The organism is Deinococcus humi, from assembly GCF_014201875.1.
GTDB classification, from domain to species: Bacteria; Deinococcota; Deinococci; order Deinococcales; family Deinococcaceae; genus Deinococcus; species Deinococcus humi.
On the sequence record NZ_JACHFL010000013.1, the window covers coordinates 84,709 to 103,021 of the forward strand.

An 18,313-nucleotide genomic window follows, 5' to 3' on the forward strand; every position below is an offset into this window, starting at 1 on the left:
CTGCGCGGGAAGTCTTTGACTTCCCGCGCACCCCTGAGGAGAACCCCCATGACCAAACTCACTGTTGGCCCCTACGTTGCCTCCCTGAAGACCGGCCCTGCCCTGGTCCGTGACCGCCAGGCCTTCCTGGAACGCGCTCGCCTGCGTGATGAGGTGCCCACCGTCGCTGGCCTGCCCCTGGTGGGCCTGGGCGGCTCCTGCGGCAAGCCCGCGTTCCTGTTGCCGTATCTGGTGCGTTGGACCGAGCAGAGCACCCTCGCCCTGGAGGAGGTGGCCACCGAATTCGACTGCTTTGTGGAGTACGGCGCGTACCCACACCTGAAGCTGAACGACGGTGGCCAGGAAGTTGCGGCGGTGCAGGACTGGAGCAACATGGGCATGGTCTTCATGCGGCCTGGCTACGAGCGCGGCGAGGAACTCCTGGTGCGGCTCCGGGAAAGTCTGGAACCCGGGGGCTCAGGCACCTGAGCCGGATGACATGCATGGGCCCCCTCTTGCGAGGGGGCCTATTTGTGGTCGCCCGCCCCCCTGTCGGTGGGGGCCTTGTACCGTCTTAAGCCGATGTTGAGGGAAGGCGGCGCTTTACACAGGCTTAACACGCCACCTTGCACGATGAGAAGCGAACGTCCGCGTACACCACTTTTCGCCCTATTCTCCGGAGGTTTTCCATGACCCAGAACGCCAGCTCGACCATCACCCGCATGCTGCAGACCCATCCACAGAGCGGCCAGTCGCCATTCGATCTGAACGCCCTGACTGAATGCATCGAGGCCTGTTTCGAGTGCGCCCAGGTCTGCACTTCCTGTGCTGACGCCTGCCTGGGCGAGACCGAACACGCCGGACACCTGACCCACTGCATCCGCCTGAACCTGGACTGCGCGGACATCTGCGACACCACCGGGCGCGCACTGATCCGTCAGACCCAGCCGGACATGGCCGTGGTCCGCGCGCAGCTCCAGAGTTGTCTGGCCGCCTGCAAGGCGTGCGGCGACGAGTGCCAGGGGCACGCCGAGAAAATGGACATGAAGCACTGCGCGGTGTGCGCTGAATCCTGCCGTCGCTGCGAGCAGGCGTGCCAGAAGATGCTCGATGGCCTGAGCGCCTGAACCCGGTGCAGTTCGCCGCCGTCTGCCACAGAACTTACGCTGGCAGGCGGTTTTCCCTGCCGAGGAGTCAACGATGAACGAATCCATGAACCGCCAGGGAGCTTCCCAGGGATCAGATGAAAAGCCGATGGGCAAAATGGGGGGCAGCTATAGCCGATTTGCGGCCATGATTGCCACCTCCACCGTGATCATGTACGGCCTGATGTACCTGAACACCTACCAACTCGATCACGTCTACTTCAGCGAGACGCGCGTGTTCATGGCGGTCTACATGGGAGCTGTGATGGCGGTGATCATGCTCGGGTACATGCTGAACATGTACAAGAACCGCCGGGTCAATCTGGGGATCTTTCTGGGCAGCGTCGCCGTGTTCGCCGGGGCGCTGTGGCTGCTCCGGTCACAGGCCACGGTGGGCGACGTGGCGTACATGAAAGCCATGATCCCGCACCACTCGATCGCCATCCTGACCAGCAAGCGGGCCCAGATCAAGGATCCCCGCGTGCGTGAACTGGCCGACGGCATTATCGAGACCCAGGTCCGCGAGATCGCCGAGATGGAGGCGTTGGTTCGCGATCTGGAGGGCAAGAAATAGAAGGGAGGCTGGCCGCCCCTAGTGGGAATGGGCCGCCAACAGTTTCAGTATGAAGATGCTGCCCTGCGGGCTTGAACGTACGGTCAGGCTGCCGCCCATGCGGGTCGCCAGACCGCGCGCGATGGTCAGCCCCACCCCGCTGCCGTCTCCCCGGGTGCGCGCCGGATCGACGCGGTAAAAGCGCTCGAAAATGCGCTCCAGGTGTTCGGGAGCGATTCCGCTGCCTGTGTCGGCCACCGTGAACAGCATGTCGCCGCCGTGGCGCTCGGCCCCCAGCGTCACCTGACCCCCATGTGGCGTGTGCCGCAGGGCGTTGCCCAGCAGGTTGGCCAGAATCTGCGAGGCCCGCTCAAAGTCTGCCGTGATGGGGGGAAGATCTACAGCCTCAGCCCGAACCAGTGCCACGCCACGTTCCTCGTACACGCCTGCGAAGCGCTCAAAAGCGTCGGCGATCAACGCGGCGGTAGCAAAGTCGCTGGGATGCAACTCCACCGCTCCCGCCTCCACCCGTGAGACCACGCTCAGGTCCTGGGCCAGCCGCTCCATCGCGGCCGTCTCGCGCAGGATGGCCCCGGAAACAGCTTCCGGAGTCATCACGCCGTCTTTCATGGCCTCGGCATAGCCACGCAGCGCCGAGAGGGGCGTCCGCAGTTCGTGCGCCACGTTGGAGATCAGTTCCACCCGCCCCTGTTCCACCTGCTGTAGGGCAGCGGCCATGCGGTTGAAGTGACGTGCCACGTCGGTCAGTTCATCCCGGCCTTCTTCCGGCAACCTCCGCTCGTAGTTGCCGGTGGCGATGGCGTGGCTGCCGTCGCGCAGCAGTTCCACGGACCGCACCACCCGCCGCGCCGAGAACAGCGCCGTGAGGGCCGCCACTACCAGCGCCAGGGGCAACGAGGCCAGCAGCGCTGCGTTCAAGGTGCGTCGCACCCCGCGCTCCAGATCCGGGCGCAGGGACGCGCCGTCCGGGCCGATGAGCGTGATCATCTGCTCGACGTGGTGGCGAATGAAGGCGGAAGCCATCACCTCGCTGATCAGCAGCACCGCGCCCAGCGCGATGCAGATCACCAGCAGGTGAGACAGGAACAGTCGGGGGTAGAGTTTCAACCACCCTCACCCCCTTCCCGGGCTTCCATGAAGCGGTAGCCCACCCCGCGCACCGTCTCGATGAAGCGGGGAGCGTCGGCGTCGTCGCCCAGCTTGCGGCGCAGCCCCGTGACATGCACGTCCACCACCCGCGCGGTACTCGGAAAGTCAGGACCCCACACCCGCTCCAGCAGCCGTTCGCGGGTCCAGACCAGCCCGGGATGCTGCGCGAAGGTGCCCAGCAGGTCATATTCCAGCTTGGACAGGTCCAGCGGCTGGCCCGCCAGCGTGGCGCGACGGGTTCGCAGATCCAGCTCAAGTTCGCCGCTGCGGATCTCGTGACGCACGCCGGCGCGGCGCAGCAGGGCGCGCACCCGGGCCACCACCTCGCGTGGGCTGAACGGCTTGACCACGTAATCGTCCACGCCCAGATCCAGACCGCGAAGCTTGTCTTCCTCCTCGCCGCGCGCGGTCAGCATCAGAAGGGGCAGCTCAAGCCCCAGGGCCCGCGCCTCGCGGGCCAGATCCAGACCGCTCACTCCGGGCAGCATCCAGTCCAGGATCGCCAAGTCTGCGCGCGGCAGCAGATCGCGGGCCTGATGGCCGTTGGACGCCTGCAAGACCTCGTGGCCCTCGCCGCTCAGGTAGGCGTGCAGGATTTCCAGGATGGCCGGATCATCATCGACGATCAGGACACGGGCCATGGCCGCCTCCGATGCTTCCTGAGCCTTACAGCCCGCGTTTGATCAGCCACTGGCGGTAAGCGTACATCTCGTTGGCCTGCGTGCGGACGATGTCGCGGGCCAGGCCCAGCACGCGCGCGTCGCTGCTCTTTTGCAGGGCCAGGCTCGCCATGTCGATGGCGCTGGCATGGTGCGGCAACATGCCTTCCACCAGGCCACGGTCGCTGTCCTTGCGGGCCTTGAGCGCGGTGATCATGCCCTTCATCTCGCCCGTCATCGCGGTCTGCATGCTCTTGTCCACGCCGCCGAGGGTCTTCAGCCAGGTGTTCATCTGGCCGATCTCTTTTTGCTGCACGCCGATGATGTCTGCGGTCCACTTCTTGACCTGGGAGTCCTTGACGTTGTTCAGAACCGTCTTGCTCATGTCGACGGCACCCTGGTGGTGAACAATCATCATGGAGAGGAAGGCGCGGTCGAACGCTTTACCCTTCAGCGTGTCCAGGCTGCTGTTCATGGTAGTGCTGTGGTTCATGCCAGGCATGGTCATCTGGGCGTGGGCCAGGGGCGTGAGGCCCAGGGTCAGCAGCAGTGCGATCCGTTTCATGCCATCAGCGTGGGGGGGCCGTGTTAAAAGCGTGTAAAGCGTGGGCCTGAGCATGGGGAGGCATCGGCTCAAATGTGATCACGCATCATCGCCACTGCAGCGTCTTGGGCCTGACAGGCCAGTTGTTCACGCAGCGCGGTCAGGGCGCTCCTGGCCCGCTCGCGGGTGGCCCGCCCACGCTGCCGCCGTGGGGAGGCCACCCAAGCATCGCCCTGGTGCACGTCGTCTGCGCCCGGGTTCCCAGCTTGCCACACATTCGCCTGTGTACGCCTTCTGCCGGACAACTCAGGCGGTCGCTCAGATTGCGCACAGTGCACATCCGGCGGCGATCACAGGGGCATCACAACAGAGCGAGACGCGGATTGACGCGTCCAAGGCTCACGAGCGGCTGGGCTCAAATAGGGGCAGCTCAATCAAATAGAATCGGTGCATGACTGTGCAGACTGCCCCCAGTGTCCTGGATCAGCTGAAGGCCCTCTCGCATGAAATCCGGTACGACCTGGTGCGGCATCTGGCGCAGGGCGAACGCTGCGTCTGCGACCTGGAAGCGCTGCTGGCGCTGCCCCAGTCCAAGGTGTCCTACCACCTGGGCATCCTGCGGGAAGTTGGGCTGGTCCGCTCCGAGCAGCGCGGAAAAAACATCTATTACACCCTTCAACACGCACCGCTCTTTCATCTGGGGGGCACCCTGCTCAACGAGATCTTTACTGATAGCCCCGCCTTGGTGCATCAAAGCAATTCGATATGCTAGAGCCATGCCCAGCCCACCCCGCGTCCTGATCCTGTGCACCCACAACTCCGCCCGCAGCCAGATGGCCGAAGCCCTGACCCGCCAAGCGGCTCAAAGGCTCGGTGTGGCTCTGGAGGTTCACTCCGCGGGCACGGAAGCCACCCGGGTCAAGGACGAGGCGAAGACCGTCATGGCTGAGATCGGACTGGACCTCGACGGTCACACCAGCAAGACCCTCTGGGACGTCCCTGACGCCCAGAACTTCGACTACGTCGTGACGGTCTGCGACAGCGCGGCCGAAGCCTGCCCGGTCTACCCCGGCAAGACCGAGCGCCGTCACTACCCGTTCGTCGACCCGAGCGGCGGGAGCCTCGACCGCTGGCGCGAAGTGCGGGACCAGCTGAAGATCCGATTTGATGCTTTCGTGCAGGCCCTGGGGGACGGCCGCGACGTGCCCCCCACCTATATCGACAGCCCCGCCGTGAGCGCCCAGTAGCCCCATGCTGCTCGCTTCCCTGATTTTCCTGCTGACTCTTGTCCTCGTGATCTGGCAGCCCAAACTGAAATGGCAGCTGGGCGGTCTCGGCATCGGCTGGAGCGCCACTTTCGGCGCCCTGCTGGCCCTGCTCACCGGCGTCGTTAGCCTCGCCGACATCCCCGTGGTCTGGGACATCATCTGGAACGCCACGATCACTTTCGTCGCGCTGATCATCATCAGCCTGATCCTCGACGAGGCCGGCTTCTTCAAGTGGGCCGCATTGCACGTCGCCCGCTGGGGGGGCGGCCGGGGGGCGCGGCTGTTCCCGCTGGTGATCCTCCTGGGCGCCGCCGTGAGTGCCCTGTTCGCCAACGACGGCACCGCCCTGATCCTCACGCCCATCGTGCTCGCCATGCTCACTGCACTGGGCTTCCGCCCGGCCGCCACGCTCGCGTTCATCCTCGCCACCGGCTTCATCGCCGACAGCGCCAGCCTGCCGCTGGTCATCAGCAACCTGGTCAATATCGTCAGTGCGGACTTCTTCGACCTGAACTTCGGCGCGTACGCGAGCGTCATGGTGCCCGTCGATCTCGCCGCCGTGCTGGCCAGCCTGGGCGTCCTGTACGTGATGTTCCGCCGCGACCTGCCCGCGCAGTACGACCTGGCAGCGCTGGAACGGCCGGCCGCCGCCATCCGCGACCACAACGTCTTCCGGGTGGGCTGGATCGTCCTGGTGGTCTTGCTGATCGGGTACTTCGCGGCCGGGCCCCTGGGCATTCCGGTGAGCGCCGTCGCTGTGCTGGGCGCCGGCCTGCTGTGGGTGGTCGCGGCCCGCGGTCACACGGTCAGCACCCGGGCCGTCCTGAAGGGCGCACCGTGGCAGATTGTGCTCTTTTCGCTGGGCATGTACCTGGTCGTCTACGGCCTGGGCAACGCTGGCCTCACCGGTCTGCTCGCCGGAGTGCTGGACCGCTTTGCCGCAGGCGGTCTGTGGAGCGCGACGCTGGGCACCGGCGTCCTCACCGCTTTTCTCGCCAGCGTCATGAACAACATGCCCAGCGTCCTGATCGGCGCGCTCGCCATCGACGCGTCGTCCGCCACCGGCGCGGTCAAGCAGGGCATGATCTACGCCAACGTCGTCGGCAATGACCTGGGGCCCAAGATCACGCCCATCGGCAGTCTTGCCACGCTGCTGTGGCTCCATGTGCTGGCCACCAAGGGGGTCCGGATCAGCTGGGGCCAGTACTTCAAGGTGGGCATCGTCCTGACCCTGCCAGTGCTGCTCGTCACCCTCGCCGCACTGGCCCTGCGGCTGGGCATGGGTGCCTGACATGGACCGGGGGACGGTCATGGACCACGCGCTGGGCGACGCCGGACTGATCCTGCTTGAGTGCGCCCACCACCCAGGGATGCCCCGCTGCGTGGCCTGGCGCTACTCACGCTGCACGCGGCGGTCCGTGACGGACTGCCCGAGTGCTGGAGGTTGGAAATGACGAAACGTCCGAGTGTGCTGTTCATCTGTACCGGCAATACCGCCCGCTCCCAGATGGCCCAGGTGCTGCTCGAGCACCACGGCCAGCAGCGCTTCGAGGTCCAGTCCGCGGGCCTGGAGCCGGGCGAGGTTCACCCCCTGACCCGCCAGGTCCTGACCGAACGGGGGTTTTCGACCGACCACCTCTACGCCAAGGGCACCACCCCACTGTTGGGGCAGCATTTCACCCACGTGATGACCGTGTGTGGCCGGGCTGAACACAACTGTCCGATCTTTCCCTTCGCGCTCCGCCGGGAGGCATGGCCCTTCGAAGATCCCGCCGTGGCGACGGGCACCGAAGAGGACCGACTGGCGGTCTTCCGCCGGGTGCGGGACCAGATCGACGCACAGGTCCGGCAGTGGGTGGAGGCTCAGGCATGAGGATCGCCGTGTTCGGAGATGTTCACGGGAATCGGTTCGCGCTGGACGCCGTCGTGCAGGACATCGAGCACCACCAGCCAGACGCGTGGGTGAATCTCGGTGACCAGCTGTTCGGCGGCGCGGATCCAGCTGGCGCGTGGGCGCTCCAGCAAGCGCTGAAGGCCCGGCATGGTGTTCTCGAAGTGCGGGGCAACACCGACGAGAGGCTGGGTGAGGAACTGACCGCGACCACGGCCAAGCGCAGCATGTTGGAGTGGCTGCACGGCGTCCTGCCGGAGCGGGCTGGGGCGTATGTCGCAGCCCTCCCGACCAGCGTGACGCTGGCGGATGGGATGGTCCTGGCCGCGCACGGCTCACCGGACAGCGCCTGGACCTACCTGCTGCGCGATGGAGACAGCTGGGCGGGTGACGACGCCGTGCGGGAGCGGCTCGGCGACATTGGGCAAGCGAGAGTCATCGTTGTGGGCCACTCTCACCTGGAGCATGTGCGGCAGCTCGGGCCGCTGACTGTGGTGAACGCCGGAGCAGTGAGCCGACAAAAGGATGGATCGCCCCTGGCGCGCTGGGTGCTGCTGGATGGGGGGGGAGACGCCTGGAGCGTGACCTTTCAGCGCGTGGCCTACGACGCGGAAGCGGCCGCGAGATGGGCCCAGGAACACGCCTATCACGGCAGCAAGGAAGCGGCGCAGCTGCGCGAGGGACAGGTGACGGAATGACCGCAATGAAGGGTCTGTGCCGCCGCGGTGGCCGTCATGGACGTTGCAGAACAGATGGCTGATACTGTTGACCTTGACAACTAAACGAGGCAAGCGTACCCTCTGGGTATGACCGTTGTCAAAGACAACAAAGCAGTGGAGGTGAGTCAGCCGGGCGCTCTGCTCCGCACCGTGACGCGGCTGTTCACAGACCTGCAGCAGCGCAACTTTGCCTGCTGCGACGTGCAGTCCGCCACCCAGTGCGCGATCCTCACCACCCTGGAGCGCGAGGGCGACCAGACGCTCGCCGCGCTGACCCGTACCCTGAATCTCGACAAGGCCTGGCTCAGCCGCAGCACCGACGACCTGGTGGAGCAGGGCCGACTGGTGAAGGCCCCCCACCCGGGTGACCGCCGCGCCCTGCTCCTGCGTCTTACCACCACCGGGCACCAGGCTGCCCAGGATCTGGGCGCCCAGCTCAACACCCAGTCCGCCCGGGTCCTGGCCCGTCTACCGGCCGCAGAACAAGCCGTCGCCCTGCGGGTGCTGTCCAGCCTGAGTGAGGCCCTCCAGGCCGAACTCGATGGAGACGGGGGCTGTGGATGCTGACCCGTCACGCTGTGTCCAGCGACCTGCCCGCCATCGTCAGGCTGCTCACTGCCCTCGGGTTGCCCACGGCCGGAGTTGAGGAGCACCTGGGCGGTGTTCTCCTCGCTGAAGATGGCGGCCTGCTCGGTCTTGCTGGTCTTGAGAGGCACGGCACTGTCGGCCTGCTGCGCTCCGTGGCTGTAACGCCGTCCGCTCGGGGGCAGGGCGTCGCCGCGCAGCTGGTGGACGCCGTACTGGACACGGCCCGCGCACAGGGCGTGGAGGCGATCTATCTGCTCACGACCACTGCCGGAACCTACTTTCCACGCTTCGGCTTCACACCGGTGCCCCGCTCAGCGGCCCCGGCGGCACTGCTCGCGTCCCGTGAATTCCAGGATGCCTGCCCCCAGTCCGCTTCACTGATGTCCCTCGTGCTCAAGGAGCATTCCATGACCCAGTTGCAGACCATTCCCGGCATCACCGATCCCACCCAGACCCAGACGCTGATCTCGAACCTGCGTTCCCAGCCCCAGCGGCCCCTGGAGTTCTGGCTGCATGGCTCACCGCTCATCGGCCCCGGCTACCACGTGACCGAGGTCAAGGCCGTCACCATCGAGGCCATGGACTGCGGCGGCAAGGCAGCCACCTGGCGCGAAACGATCATCCAGCTGATGGACGGGAGCGCCCAGGACGCCGAGGGCGGCTTCATGACCGCACGTAAGTTCCTCGCCATCTACGACCGCGTCACGGGCCGGATCCCGGTGCGGAACGAGGCCGAGGTTCGCATCGAGTACGGTAACGACGCTTCGCCTGCGCTGCAATATCACGTCAGCCACGTCGAGGAGCAGGCCGGGCGAACCATCGTCCACCTGCGGACACCTGGCGTGCAGTGCAAGGCCGGGGAAGCCTGCGGGCTGCCGGTGGCCGAGGCGCAGGGTGAAGGCTGCGCACCGAACAGCGGCTGCTGCGTGCCCCAGGCCCCCATCAGCCTGCAGTGACTTCCCCGTTCCCCCGCCAGCGTCGCCTGATCTGGACGCTGGCGCTGCTCTCGACTGCCGGGTACGGCGCGCTGTATTACGCGCAGCCGCTGCTCGCGGTCGCCACCGAGCACACCACCGGCTGGAGCCGCGCCCAGACCAGCCTGGCCTTCACGGCCGCATTGCTCACCAACGCGGCCCTGGCCCCGGTCGTCGGCCGCGCGGTCGACCGCGTCGGGGGCAGGGCGCTGATCAGCGGCGGCGCCGTCCTGGGCGCCGCTGCCCTGATCCTGATGGGCCTGCAGCCCAGCTACCCGGGCTTCGTGGTGTGCTGGATGCTGGTGGGCGTGGCCATGACCCTGACGTTCTACGAGCCCGTGTTCACGGTGGTGGCGCAGCAGTTCCAGTCTGCCGACCGGCGGCGCGCCACCCTCACGATCACGCTCATCGCCGGGCTGGCGAGCACCATCTTCGTGCCGCTCACCAGCGCTGGCCTCCAGGTCGGCGGGCTGACGGTGGCCCTCGGGATCCTCGCGGGCCTGCTGCTGCTCACCGCTGGGCTGGGCTGGAGCGTGCTGCCCCGGACCGCCACGCGAGAGCCCCACGCACGCCCCGTGTCGGCGCCGTTTGCGCCGGACCCGGCCTTTCGTCAGCTGGCGCTGAGCTTCACCCTGGCGCGCGTCGTCTCGGTGGGCACCGGTCTTCAGCTCGCGCCCCTGCTCCTCGCGCGGGGAGAAGCGCCCGCGGTCGCGGCCGCACTCGCGGGTCTGATGGGACTCGCGGCCCTGCCCGGCCGAGTGCTGTTCGGGCCGCTGCTGAGGGCGCTCGGCATTCACCGGCTGACGGCCGCGCTGCTGGTGCTGCTGGGCCTCGGGCCACTGCTGCTGGCCACCACCTCCTCGGTGTGGCCTGCTGCCGTCGCCATCACGCTCTTCGGCCTGGCGAACGGGGCCCTCACCCTGGCCCGCACCGAACTGCTGCTGGGCCTCTATGACGCCCGGCTCTTCGGGACCGTGAATGGGCGCCTGGCCGCGCCGGTCAACCTGGCCCAGGCACTGACCCCGTTCGGGGTGGGCCTGCTGTTCAGCTCGAGTGGAAGCTACCTGCCCTCGCTGTGGGGACTGACGTTCATGGCAGCGCTGTCCGCGTGGGCCCTGCTGCGCGCCCCGCACCGTGGCTTGATCCCTGTCTGAGTCACTCGCAGAGCGAGGCGTCCTCGTGGGCGTAACGCACCGGATCATGAAAGACCTCGGTGAGCATCCGGCCCCCCAGCTGGAAGAGGCGGGCTTCACACAGGGAGTAGTAGATGTTCTTGCCGCGCTGCTCAGCTGTGACCAGCCCCGCGTCGTTTGATGGCTTGACCATCCAGAGAACGAGTGTCGTCTGAGCAATGGATCTCCCAGCGCTGCAGTCGGGTTGCCAGACTCTCAACCTTCGTTAGAAGCCTTCAGGCAAAAGTGCTGACCTCGCCAGTCGGTCACAGTGCCGTGACACCCTCAGGCCTAGGCTGCCGTCATGGACGTTCCCCAGCCGGTGTTGCTCCTGGTGGTGCCTGCCGACTGGGAGGCAGACCCGAAGGGCGTCACTGAGCTCCGCCGCTGTCTGGGCGAGGACCACAGTGGCCGGCTGATGCTCAGGATGGCCACCACGCCCCTGCGCTCCCCGCTGGCCCATTACTGTGGGCTGTGGGGCCGTGCCGAGCTGCGCCTGGCGCGACGTGACCTGGCTCCGCGCATTGAGGCCGCCTTCTCCAAGGCGGTGTGGCCGGATCTGGGGGCCGCCGGCTGATGTGCGGACGGGCTGACGATCACTTCGGACCCCGGGCATGGGGCACACTGGGCGAACTGTTCGGGCCGCTGGGCTGGGAGCCACAGATCCGGCGCGACGAGGTGCGCCCCACGGATCCGCTTCGCTTCGTGCGGCGCGCTCAAGGAGGCTTTGAGGCTCCCTATGGACGCTGGGGCCTGGTCCCGGCCCGGATGTCGCTGGACGAGGCCAAGCGCTACGCCACCTTCAATGCCCGGGTGGAGAGCCTGGAAGATAAGCCCATGTTCCGGGCGGCCTTCCAGAGCCAGCGCTGCGTGATCCCGCTGGCGGGCTTCTGGGAGTGGCCGGTCCGTGGAGGGGTCAAGACCCTGGTCAGGATCGCCCGGAAGGATGCAAGGCCACTGCTGGTGGCCGGACTGTGGAATCGCACCATGACGCCGGATGGGCCGCTGGAGAGCTGCACGATCGTGACCCGGCCACCGACGCCGGATCTGGTGGAGGTGCATGACCGGATGCCGGCCCTGCTGCTGAGCAAGGACCTTGAGGCGTGGCTGGATGCGCCCCCGCACCAGGCCCGCGCCGCCGTTCTGACCAGCTGGCCGCCGCGCATCCTGACCGTCACCCCCGTCTGAGCAGGGTGGGGGCGGTTAGATAAGGCTGGAGCCAGGCGCACTTCTCTCCTGCCCGTAGTGAACGCGAACAGCAGCGTCCTTGGCTTCCGCGAACGGTGTGCTGCAAACCCGAATGACGAGCTTCATCGACAAGTGCCCAGCACATACGATTCCGTGGTGGTGGCCCGATCGCGTTGGAGTCCACATGCCGCGTTCCAGACAGGGTCCATCTGGACAACGGGGAGACACGAGACGGGGGAGTCCCGGCGCAGGTTGCCGTGCCAGGGCGCGGACGAGATGGCAGGCGTGGCATGGGGCAGGTTCTAGAGGAACGCAAGCGCACGGTCTGCCGAGATGCGCAAAGGCCCCGAGGTCGTCTGACTTGCAGCAAGGCCGATACGGAAAAATGGTGCGCCCAGCGCAGGTCCAAAGCGATATCGCGGGCAGTCGGGGAACATGGCGAGCCTGTTTTCACGGCAGGAGCCACAGAACCAGTAGTGCAGCATAGATGGCGCGTCACGACGACAACCAGACGACTGCGTAAGGAGTGGCCAACGTATCCCGTTCCAGACCGAAGGAGGGCACCATGCCTCGCAAGAAGGCAAAAGCGACAAAGAAGGAGAATGGAAGGGGCAGCATTGACCAGTTGCCCAGCGGAAAGTACCGCTGGCGCATTACGCTGCGCCGATCCGACGGCACCCCGTATACCAGGACGGGCACCGCGTCCAGCCGCCCAGCGGCCCAGCGGGCGATCGATCTGATGAATGCCGATCATCAACAGGGCAACCTGCCAGAACCCAGCCGAGTGACGATGACGGCGTACCTGAACACCTGGCTCGAGACCAAGCGGCCCGGGCTGGCCCGGAAGTCCATGCACAACTACAGTCGACTGATCGAGTTGCACATCAACCCCCAGATCGGTCAGATCCCGTTGCAGAAGCTGTCGGCGCTCCACCTGCAGGCGCTGTACAACGCGTTGACCACCCAGCGCCTCGGGGACACCCAGCGTCAGGTGCACAACGTCCTGCACGCGGCGCTGGAGCACGCCCTGCGGCTGGATCTGATCAATAAAAATCCGGCGTCCAGGATCCGGCCGACCCTGCCGCGCCGTCAGCCTGGTGACGGTGTCGTTGACAAGGCCCTCACGGCGGAAGAGGTGGACAGGCTGCTCCCGGTCCTGCGGCAAAGCCGCTGGGGCGTTATTTTTGAATTCTTCCTGCACACGGGGCTGCGGCGCGCGGAAGTCTGCGGGTTGAAGTGGGAGCACGTCGATCTGGACAAGGGCACGCTCCGAATCAAGGAGGGTGTGGTCGTCGTGAACGGAAAGGCGGATGTGGACGCGACCAAGAGTCCGCTGAGCGCGCGCCCGCTGAAGTTGACCGCGGAGGCGGTGGACTGTCTGCGCCGTCAGCGGGCGATCCAGGCCCAGGAACGTGACGCCCTGCTCCCTGGACCCATGCAGGGCCACGCGAAGGCCAAGTCGCGTGTCCGGCCCTGGATCGACAGCGGTTACGTGTTCACGGCCCTCTGCGGGACCCGGCTCTATCCCGACGTTCTGCTGCGCCACCTCAAGCGCTTCGGCACTGAGGCAGGAATCAAGAAGGTGGTCAACAATCACGTGCTGCGCCACACATATGCATCGTTGATGCTGCGTGCTGGCGTGCCGATGGAAGTCGTCAGCCAGAAGCTGGGGCACGCCCGTCCCAGCACTACGTCTGATTTCTACCGCACCGTGTACCCCGATGAACATGACGTCTGGGCCCTGGACCTGAGCGACCTCACCAAGCACTCCAAGGACCCCGAGGACCCCAAGAACACCGAGGACTCCGAGGACTCCGAGGATTAAGCCATTCAGATTGCTGCTCTCCAACGGCCGGCCTGTCTCCTTTAAAAGACAGGCCGGCCGTTGGTTCAGCTGGTGGCTGAACAAGACAAAAAGGGGCGGTTTGTCACGCGTCTGTCACGCCAAAAAAAATCCCCCTCGAAAAAGGGGGATTTCGTCGTACTGGACATGGTGCACTCGACTGGATTCGAACCAGTGGCCTGCCCCTTAGGAGGGGGCCGCTCTATCCAACTGAGCTACGAGTGCGGGCAGGTCACGGCCTTGTGAGGCCGCTGGGAGTATAGCAAAGGTGATGGTGGCCGCCAGCCGTCATAGACGGTGCCTGAGAGAAAAATGTAAGCCAGCCTTTCCTACACTGCCCCTGAGGTTCTTTGATGACCAACGCTGTGTACTCCATGACTGTCCACGCTTTGTCGGGCGTCGTCTCGGCCAGGGCGGCAGAAACCATGCTGCAAACGCTGCTGCGTGAGCAGCGCCTGAAGCCTGAGACGGTGACGGCCCAGGACATGCAGCGCATCCTGTCCGGGCCGCTATTGACCCGACTCTCAATGGTGTTGCCCGAAGCGCGCGCCCGCCAGGAGCTGCTGGCTCTGACCCGGCAGCTTGCGGCGGAATATCCCAAAGCGCCCACCCTGATGACCCAGATGGCGCCGTTTGCGGCCTGGGACGACGGCGTGGATGCCAGCGGCCTGTCGCTGGATCATGCGAGCTTAGGCGCCGACGATTTCGAATTCGACGATCCCGAGTATGGGTCCGGGAACACGGGCCGCGTCTACGATCTGAGCGGTTCAGCCGGGCAGGAGGAGTTGCTGCGCGAACTGGCCCGTTTTTCAGGCGTGCAGGGGGTGATGGTCTGCCGAGCCAGCGGCGAAGTACTGCAAAGCCGCGCGATTGCCGGGGCCAGTGGCCTGGGCGGGGTGGTGGCGGCCACAGCGCTGCTCCTCGGCGGCCGGACGCTACGGCTGATGTCGGCGGACCTGGGCGGCCGGACGGTATGTATGCGACCCCTCGGGGAGTACTGTGTGGCTGTGGTGGTCGGTGCCCAGGCCAACGTGGGACGAATGCTGGTGGAATTACAGGGACTTCAGGTGGCTGCATGAAACAGAGCAGGGCAGGACAGGACAGGATCACGGGTTGGCTCACGGCAGCGCTCCTGACCGCGGGGTCGGCGGGCGCACAGGATCTGGGGGCCTACCGCGCGCTGGCTGCCGATCTGGACGGGGCTGTGACGGCGCGCACCACCTCGGCGGCCCTGGCGCTGAGCCGGCTGGACGCGGCAACTCCCAATCTGGAGAAGCTGGCCCCCAGCCTGAGCAACCGGCAGCTGGTGGCCGGGTTGCAGGGCGCCCTGGACGGTGCCCGTGGAGCACTGGCACGCAGTCCCGCGGAACTGGAGGCCCAGATCCTGCTGGCACGCGGGTTGATGCGCAAAGCGCTGTACGACCAGACCTTGAGTCGACTGGCCAGCACGCCACTCAACGGGACAGCACAGTTGCGGTTGCTGGCAAGCGAGTTCGGGTTGAGCGGGGAAGCGGCCCAGGCTCTCAGCAACGACGGCGCGGCGGGCCGCCTGCCCAGGGTGGCCTGGCGGGTGCAGCGTGAGGCGGCGCGCAAGATCTCGGAGGCCCTGAACGCGGCCCAGCCCACACAGTCTTCCGACACCTACCTGAACCTCGCGCGCGGCATGGCCTGGTTCACGGCGGTTCAGGACGCGTCTGGTGCGAGCGAGCTGAAGGTCTCACAGTTTGGTGACGCGCTGCGGCAACTGACAGCGGGCGACGTGGCCGCCCTGCGCACCTCACTGACTGCGCTGCGCCAGGGCAACAGCGTGTTCCTGTCTTCACTTGCCCTGCCGCCCAGTGGCGCGGCGCAGGCCACGCCAGTTGATCCGGTCACGGCGACGCCAGGGCCAGCCTCTGCACCCGTTACCGTGACTTCCGGCCCTGCATCGACCACGGCTGCCCAGACCCGCCCCACACCCGCCGGCCGCACAGTTGCGCGCCTGACCACGACGACCACGGGTGAGATTTATGCCGCGTTGGGCCGGGCACTGTCGGCGGCTGGCCACGGTAATTCCTCACAGGCCCGTCAGCAACTCGGCCAGGCCACAACGGCGCTGGCCAAAGCACCGCCCTCGCTGCGCAGCGCACAGGGCTATGACACGCTGGTGTTCGATCTGGGTGCGGCACAGGCCCGCGCGGCGCTGCGCCCAGAGGACGTCCAGGTGCTGATTGCCACCCTCACTGCGCTGGAACAGCGGGCCGCCGGACAGCCCACCAGTGCGCTCGATAGCGTGTCCGCCGGGGTGTCGCGCGGCTTCGGAGGTTGGCTGCGGGTGCTGGTCTTCGCGTTGCTGGCGCTCCTGGCCTTCGTGCCGCTGTATCTGCTCAATCTGGCTTTTGGCGGACGCAACACGTTCTGGCGCGCCATTGCCGCCGGGCTGGCCCTACTGCTGCTGCCCGCATTTCTGGAGGGGCTGTTCGGGCTGCTGGGGGCCATCGGGGATCTGAGCGGTATCGGCACACTGGCGGCGGCGAGCAACTTCACGCTGACCCAGAACGCCTACGGTCTCCCCCTGTGGGCCCTGACGGTGGCGCTGGCCATCGGCCTGAGCACCTTCGGCTTCCGTGGCCTGTGCCAGCAGTTCGGACTCCTGGGCCGCCGCAGCGCACCGACACAGGACGTTGCCGCTGCCCAGAGTCTGGACTGGGATGAGGACCTGTGATGACTTGCATGCCGCGTACAGGACTGCGTTCAGACCTGCCTGAGCGGCATGTTGGGTGGCAGACAACGATTCACCCGATTCTGTGGACTCTGCCGTCCACATGGCGACCATGACGGCGGGACTGCACCAGCTGCCGGTGAAGATGCTGGGCGATCTGATCTCGCCGCGCGCGCTGGAACGAATCTTGCAGGACGCTGCCACATCGCGCGGCGTCACGCCGGGCGGCATGGACCCGCAGACCCTGGAAGACATTCTCAAGCGCGAGGTCTTCAAGCGGTTGCAGCTCAGCGTTCCCGCGCCGCTGGCCAAGCGCCGCGTGTCCGAGGTGCTGACCGAACTGTCGCGGAGCACCCAGGAGCGTGCGCCCCTCAACGATGCCGCGCTGGACGGTCTGGAAGAACACGCGCGCCGCTTCACGCTGTACTTCGACTGGCCGGAGACCCAGCGCCTGCGCGGTGTCCTGGGTGTGGCCCGCCAGGAGCAGGAGGCAGGCCGCGACATTGCCGCCCTGGTCCAGGAGGGCCGTGACCTGACCGCGCAGATGGACCGCCGGCTGCAGGAGGGGCTGGTGGTGCAGGCCCAGGATCTGGCCGAGCTGCGCGCCATCTTCACGCGAGTCCAGGGCCTGGGCAGCCGCGAGGTGCGCCGTCTGGACACCCTGATCGCTCAGATCGACGAGGCCCAGACGCAGGGAACGCTGGTGCCCAGCGAGGTGGACCGCGCCCGCGCCCTGACCTACACCCTTCGCAAGCTGCTGGAGTCCTCGGTGGTGCAGGGCCTGGGAGGTGGGGACAGCGCCGAGGGTGCGCAGGCCCGCGTGCTGGAGCTGGAGCGTGAGCATGCCCTGCAGACCATCAGCGCCGCCGAACAGGAATTTGCCGCGCTGCTGCTGGTACGCCCTGAATTGCGCGAACAGCTTGAAACGTTGCGCGGGGACTCCGCGCAGCGTCCGCTCACGGCTCAGGCTCTGGAGAGCTGGACCGGGACCCTGCGGGCCGTGCTGGCCGAGGTCCTGAACGAACAGCGGGCTGAACTGTCCAGCCTGGAGCGCGACCTATCGGGCCAGCCTGCGGGCGCAGGAGTGCGCGTGTCGCTGGACGCCGCCCGCCATCTGCTGGACGGTGGCACCCTGGCCACCGACGAGCTGCGCGCTCTGGGCACCGCGCGCGGCGCGCTACAGGCCAGCCCCGACGGCGCGGGTCTCAGCGGTGAGGCGGGGCTACACGCGGGCCGCGAGCTATTGGACATCGAACGCACCGCCCGCGATCTGCCGGGCGCCGCCGCAGAGCTGGCCCCGCTGCTTGCGGCGGCCCAGACGGCCCTCGCGCAGGGGCGGCCGGTGGACCTGGACGCGTTGTGGGGGGTCTTGGAACGGCACATGGGCGCGGCCGCCCAGGAGCGCGAGAGTTTCGATGACCGTGCCGACCGGATCGTGGCCGAGTACGACGCGGTGCGTGGTCTGGCAGGCGAGACCACCCAGCGTCTGGGCCGCCTGGCCGACACCCTGCGCGCCCAGCGCCGGCTGGGGCCGATGAGCGCCACGGCGCGTGCCCGTTACGCCCAGACGCTGAACGACGCCGAGACCCTGCTCGCCGAAGCCCAGGCCGAGTACCGTGCCGCCCAGGAGGTCACGGCCACCTTCGGCAACGACGCCCTGAGCGGCCTGCTGGGTGTCTTCGAGTTTGGCGCCCTGGAGGAAGAGGAGCCCACGCCCGCTGCCGAGGTCTGGACCTTGCAGGGCTGCATGCTCCTCAGCGGTCCTAAAGATGAGATCACGGTGCCGCTGACCAACCTGATCACGCTGGCCGAGGATATGAGCGTCACCGAGCTGACCATGCACAGCGCCGGATACCATTGGAAAGCGCAGCAGGACGCCCAGGGCTTGTGGCAGGTGACCCGCACGCGGCGCTAGCATC

Annotated in this window: 22 protein-coding genes and 1 tRNA gene; 17 read left to right on the plus strand and 6 right to left on the minus strand. The window is 66.9% G+C overall.

The annotated features are described in order from the left end of the window. Nucleotides 1-48: 48 nt before the first annotated feature. The 3 genes from HNQ08_RS19270 (at nucleotide 49) to HNQ08_RS19280 (ending at nucleotide 1,698) form a co-directional block, all read left to right on the plus strand. A complete protein-coding gene (locus tag HNQ08_RS19270) occupies nucleotides 49-468 on the plus strand; it encodes a hypothetical protein (RefSeq protein WP_184135845.1) in 420 nt (139 codons plus the stop codon). A gap of 200 nt (nucleotides 469-668) precedes the next feature. Beyond that, a complete protein-coding gene (locus tag HNQ08_RS19275) occupies nucleotides 669-1,106 on the plus strand; it encodes a four-helix bundle copper-binding protein (RefSeq protein WP_184135847.1) in 438 nt (145 codons plus the stop codon). A gap of 73 nt (nucleotides 1,107-1,179) precedes the next feature. Beyond that, nucleotides 1,180-1,698, plus strand: coding sequence for a DUF305 domain-containing protein (locus HNQ08_RS19280; protein ID WP_221284310.1), 519 nt, complete (start codon nucleotides 1,180-1,182; stop codon nucleotides 1,696-1,698). 18 nt (nucleotides 1,699-1,716) lie between these two features. On the opposite strand, the gene HNQ08_RS19285 is transcribed toward HNQ08_RS19280, so the two are convergent. The 4 genes from HNQ08_RS19285 to HNQ08_RS19300 all read right to left on the minus strand — a co-directional run bounded on the left by HNQ08_RS19285 (nucleotide 1,717) and on the right by HNQ08_RS19300 (nucleotide 4,325). Continuing rightward, nucleotides 1,717-2,805: a sensor histidine kinase gene (locus tag HNQ08_RS19285; protein WP_184135849.1), complete on the minus strand. Its 1,089-nt coding sequence runs from the start codon at nucleotides 2,803-2,805 to the stop codon at nucleotides 1,717-1,719. Then, nucleotides 2,802-3,488 carry a winged helix-turn-helix domain-containing protein gene (locus HNQ08_RS19290; protein ID WP_184135851.1) on the minus strand — a complete coding sequence of 229 codons (687 nt, stop codon included), beginning with the start codon at nucleotides 3,486-3,488 and terminating at the stop codon, nucleotides 2,802-2,804. The genes HNQ08_RS19285 and HNQ08_RS19290 overlap by 4 nt, the downstream gene beginning before the upstream one ends. Before the next feature lie 25 nt (nucleotides 3,489-3,513). Beyond that, nucleotides 3,514-4,071 (minus strand): DUF305 domain-containing protein, encoded by a 558-nt coding sequence (locus HNQ08_RS19295; RefSeq protein ID WP_184135853.1) that lies wholly within the window; start codon nucleotides 4,069-4,071, stop codon nucleotides 3,514-3,516. A gap of 68 nt (nucleotides 4,072-4,139) precedes the next feature. Beyond that, nucleotides 4,140-4,325: a hypothetical protein gene (locus tag HNQ08_RS19300; RefSeq protein WP_184135855.1), complete on the minus strand. Its 186-nt coding sequence runs from the start codon at nucleotides 4,323-4,325 to the stop codon at nucleotides 4,140-4,142. A gap of 176 nt (nucleotides 4,326-4,501) precedes the next feature. Between HNQ08_RS19300 and HNQ08_RS19305 the strand changes: the two genes are divergently transcribed. The 8 genes from HNQ08_RS19305 (at nucleotide 4,502) to HNQ08_RS19340 (ending at nucleotide 10,644) form a co-directional block, all read left to right on the plus strand. Beyond that, nucleotides 4,502-4,822 carry an ArsR/SmtB family transcription factor gene (locus HNQ08_RS19305; protein ID WP_184135857.1) on the plus strand — a complete coding sequence of 107 codons (321 nt, stop codon included), beginning with the start codon at nucleotides 4,502-4,504 and terminating at the stop codon, nucleotides 4,820-4,822. A gap of 4 nt (nucleotides 4,823-4,826) precedes the next feature. Next, nucleotides 4,827-5,297, plus strand: coding sequence for an arsenate reductase ArsC (locus HNQ08_RS19310; RefSeq protein WP_184135859.1), 471 nt, complete (start codon nucleotides 4,827-4,829; stop codon nucleotides 5,295-5,297). 4 nt (nucleotides 5,298-5,301) lie between these two features. Further along, the gene (locus HNQ08_RS19315) at nucleotides 5,302-6,609 is read left to right on the plus strand and encodes an arsenic transporter (protein WP_184135862.1); all 1,308 of its coding nucleotides are present in this window, start codon (nucleotides 5,302-5,304) and stop codon (nucleotides 6,607-6,609) included. A gap of 159 nt (nucleotides 6,610-6,768) precedes the next feature. Then, the gene (locus HNQ08_RS19320; protein ID WP_184135864.1) at nucleotides 6,769-7,191 is read left to right on the plus strand and encodes an arsenate reductase ArsC; all 423 of its coding nucleotides are present in this window, start codon (nucleotides 6,769-6,771) and stop codon (nucleotides 7,189-7,191) included. Continuing rightward, nucleotides 7,188-7,907, plus strand: coding sequence for a metallophosphoesterase family protein (locus HNQ08_RS19325; RefSeq protein WP_184135866.1), 720 nt, complete (start codon nucleotides 7,188-7,190; stop codon nucleotides 7,905-7,907). The genes HNQ08_RS19320 and HNQ08_RS19325 overlap by 4 nt, the downstream gene beginning before the upstream one ends. A gap of 108 nt (nucleotides 7,908-8,015) precedes the next feature. Continuing rightward, nucleotides 8,016-8,495, plus strand: a complete 480-nt coding sequence (locus HNQ08_RS19330) for a MarR family winged helix-turn-helix transcriptional regulator (RefSeq protein ID WP_184135868.1) — start codon at nucleotides 8,016-8,018, stop codon at nucleotides 8,493-8,495. Next, nucleotides 8,489-9,472, plus strand: a complete 984-nt coding sequence (gene arsN2 / locus HNQ08_RS19335) for an arsenic resistance N-acetyltransferase ArsN2 (RefSeq protein ID WP_184135870.1) — start codon at nucleotides 8,489-8,491, stop codon at nucleotides 9,470-9,472. The genes HNQ08_RS19330 and arsN2 overlap by 7 nt, the downstream gene beginning before the upstream one ends. Further along, nucleotides 9,469-10,644, plus strand: coding sequence for an MFS transporter (locus HNQ08_RS19340; RefSeq protein ID WP_184135872.1), 1,176 nt, complete (start codon nucleotides 9,469-9,471; stop codon nucleotides 10,642-10,644). Before arsN2 ends, HNQ08_RS19340 begins: the two co-directional genes overlap by 4 nt. Nucleotide 10,645: 1 nt before the next feature. Here HNQ08_RS19340 and HNQ08_RS19345 read toward each other — a convergent pair whose 3' ends face one another. Next, nucleotides 10,646-10,816: a hypothetical protein gene (locus HNQ08_RS19345; protein ID WP_179163907.1), complete on the minus strand. Its 171-nt coding sequence runs from the start codon at nucleotides 10,814-10,816 to the stop codon at nucleotides 10,646-10,648. Between the two features lie 150 nt (nucleotides 10,817-10,966). Between HNQ08_RS19345 and HNQ08_RS19350 the strand changes: the two genes are divergently transcribed. The 3 genes from HNQ08_RS19350 (at nucleotide 10,967) to HNQ08_RS19360 (ending at nucleotide 13,675) form a co-directional block, all read left to right on the plus strand. Then, entirely contained in the window at nucleotides 10,967-11,239 is a 273-nt protein-coding gene (locus HNQ08_RS19350) for a hypothetical protein (RefSeq protein WP_179163906.1), read from the plus strand. After that, nucleotides 11,239-11,850: an SOS response-associated peptidase gene (locus HNQ08_RS19355; RefSeq protein WP_184135874.1), complete on the plus strand. Its 612-nt coding sequence runs from the start codon at nucleotides 11,239-11,241 to the stop codon at nucleotides 11,848-11,850. Before HNQ08_RS19350 ends, HNQ08_RS19355 begins: the two co-directional genes overlap by 1 nt. A gap of 565 nt (nucleotides 11,851-12,415) precedes the next feature. Beyond that, nucleotides 12,416-13,675, plus strand: a complete 1,260-nt coding sequence (locus HNQ08_RS19360) for a tyrosine-type recombinase/integrase (protein WP_184135876.1) — start codon at nucleotides 12,416-12,418, stop codon at nucleotides 13,673-13,675. Between the two features lie 166 nt (nucleotides 13,676-13,841). On the opposite strand, the gene HNQ08_RS19365 is transcribed toward HNQ08_RS19360, so the two are convergent. After that, nucleotides 13,842-13,918: transfer RNA gene (locus HNQ08_RS19365), tRNA-Arg, on the minus strand. 128 nt (nucleotides 13,919-14,046) lie between these two features. Here HNQ08_RS19365 and HNQ08_RS19370 point away from each other — a divergent pair. The 3 genes from HNQ08_RS19370 to HNQ08_RS19380 all read left to right on the plus strand — a co-directional run bounded on the left by HNQ08_RS19370 (nucleotide 14,047) and on the right by HNQ08_RS19380 (nucleotide 18,309). Then, the gene (locus HNQ08_RS19370) at nucleotides 14,047-14,772 is read left to right on the plus strand and encodes a roadblock/LC7 domain-containing protein (protein ID WP_184135878.1); all 726 of its coding nucleotides are present in this window, start codon (nucleotides 14,047-14,049) and stop codon (nucleotides 14,770-14,772) included. Continuing rightward, the gene (locus tag HNQ08_RS19375) at nucleotides 14,769-16,397 is read left to right on the plus strand and encodes a hypothetical protein (protein ID WP_184135880.1); all 1,629 of its coding nucleotides are present in this window, start codon (nucleotides 14,769-14,771) and stop codon (nucleotides 16,395-16,397) included. Before HNQ08_RS19370 ends, HNQ08_RS19375 begins: the two co-directional genes overlap by 4 nt. Before the next feature lie 100 nt (nucleotides 16,398-16,497). After that, the gene (locus HNQ08_RS19380; protein ID WP_244977238.1) at nucleotides 16,498-18,309 is read left to right on the plus strand and encodes a coiled-coil domain-containing protein; all 1,812 of its coding nucleotides are present in this window, start codon (nucleotides 16,498-16,500) and stop codon (nucleotides 18,307-18,309) included. The last annotated feature ends 4 nt before the right edge of the window (nucleotides 18,310-18,313 follow it).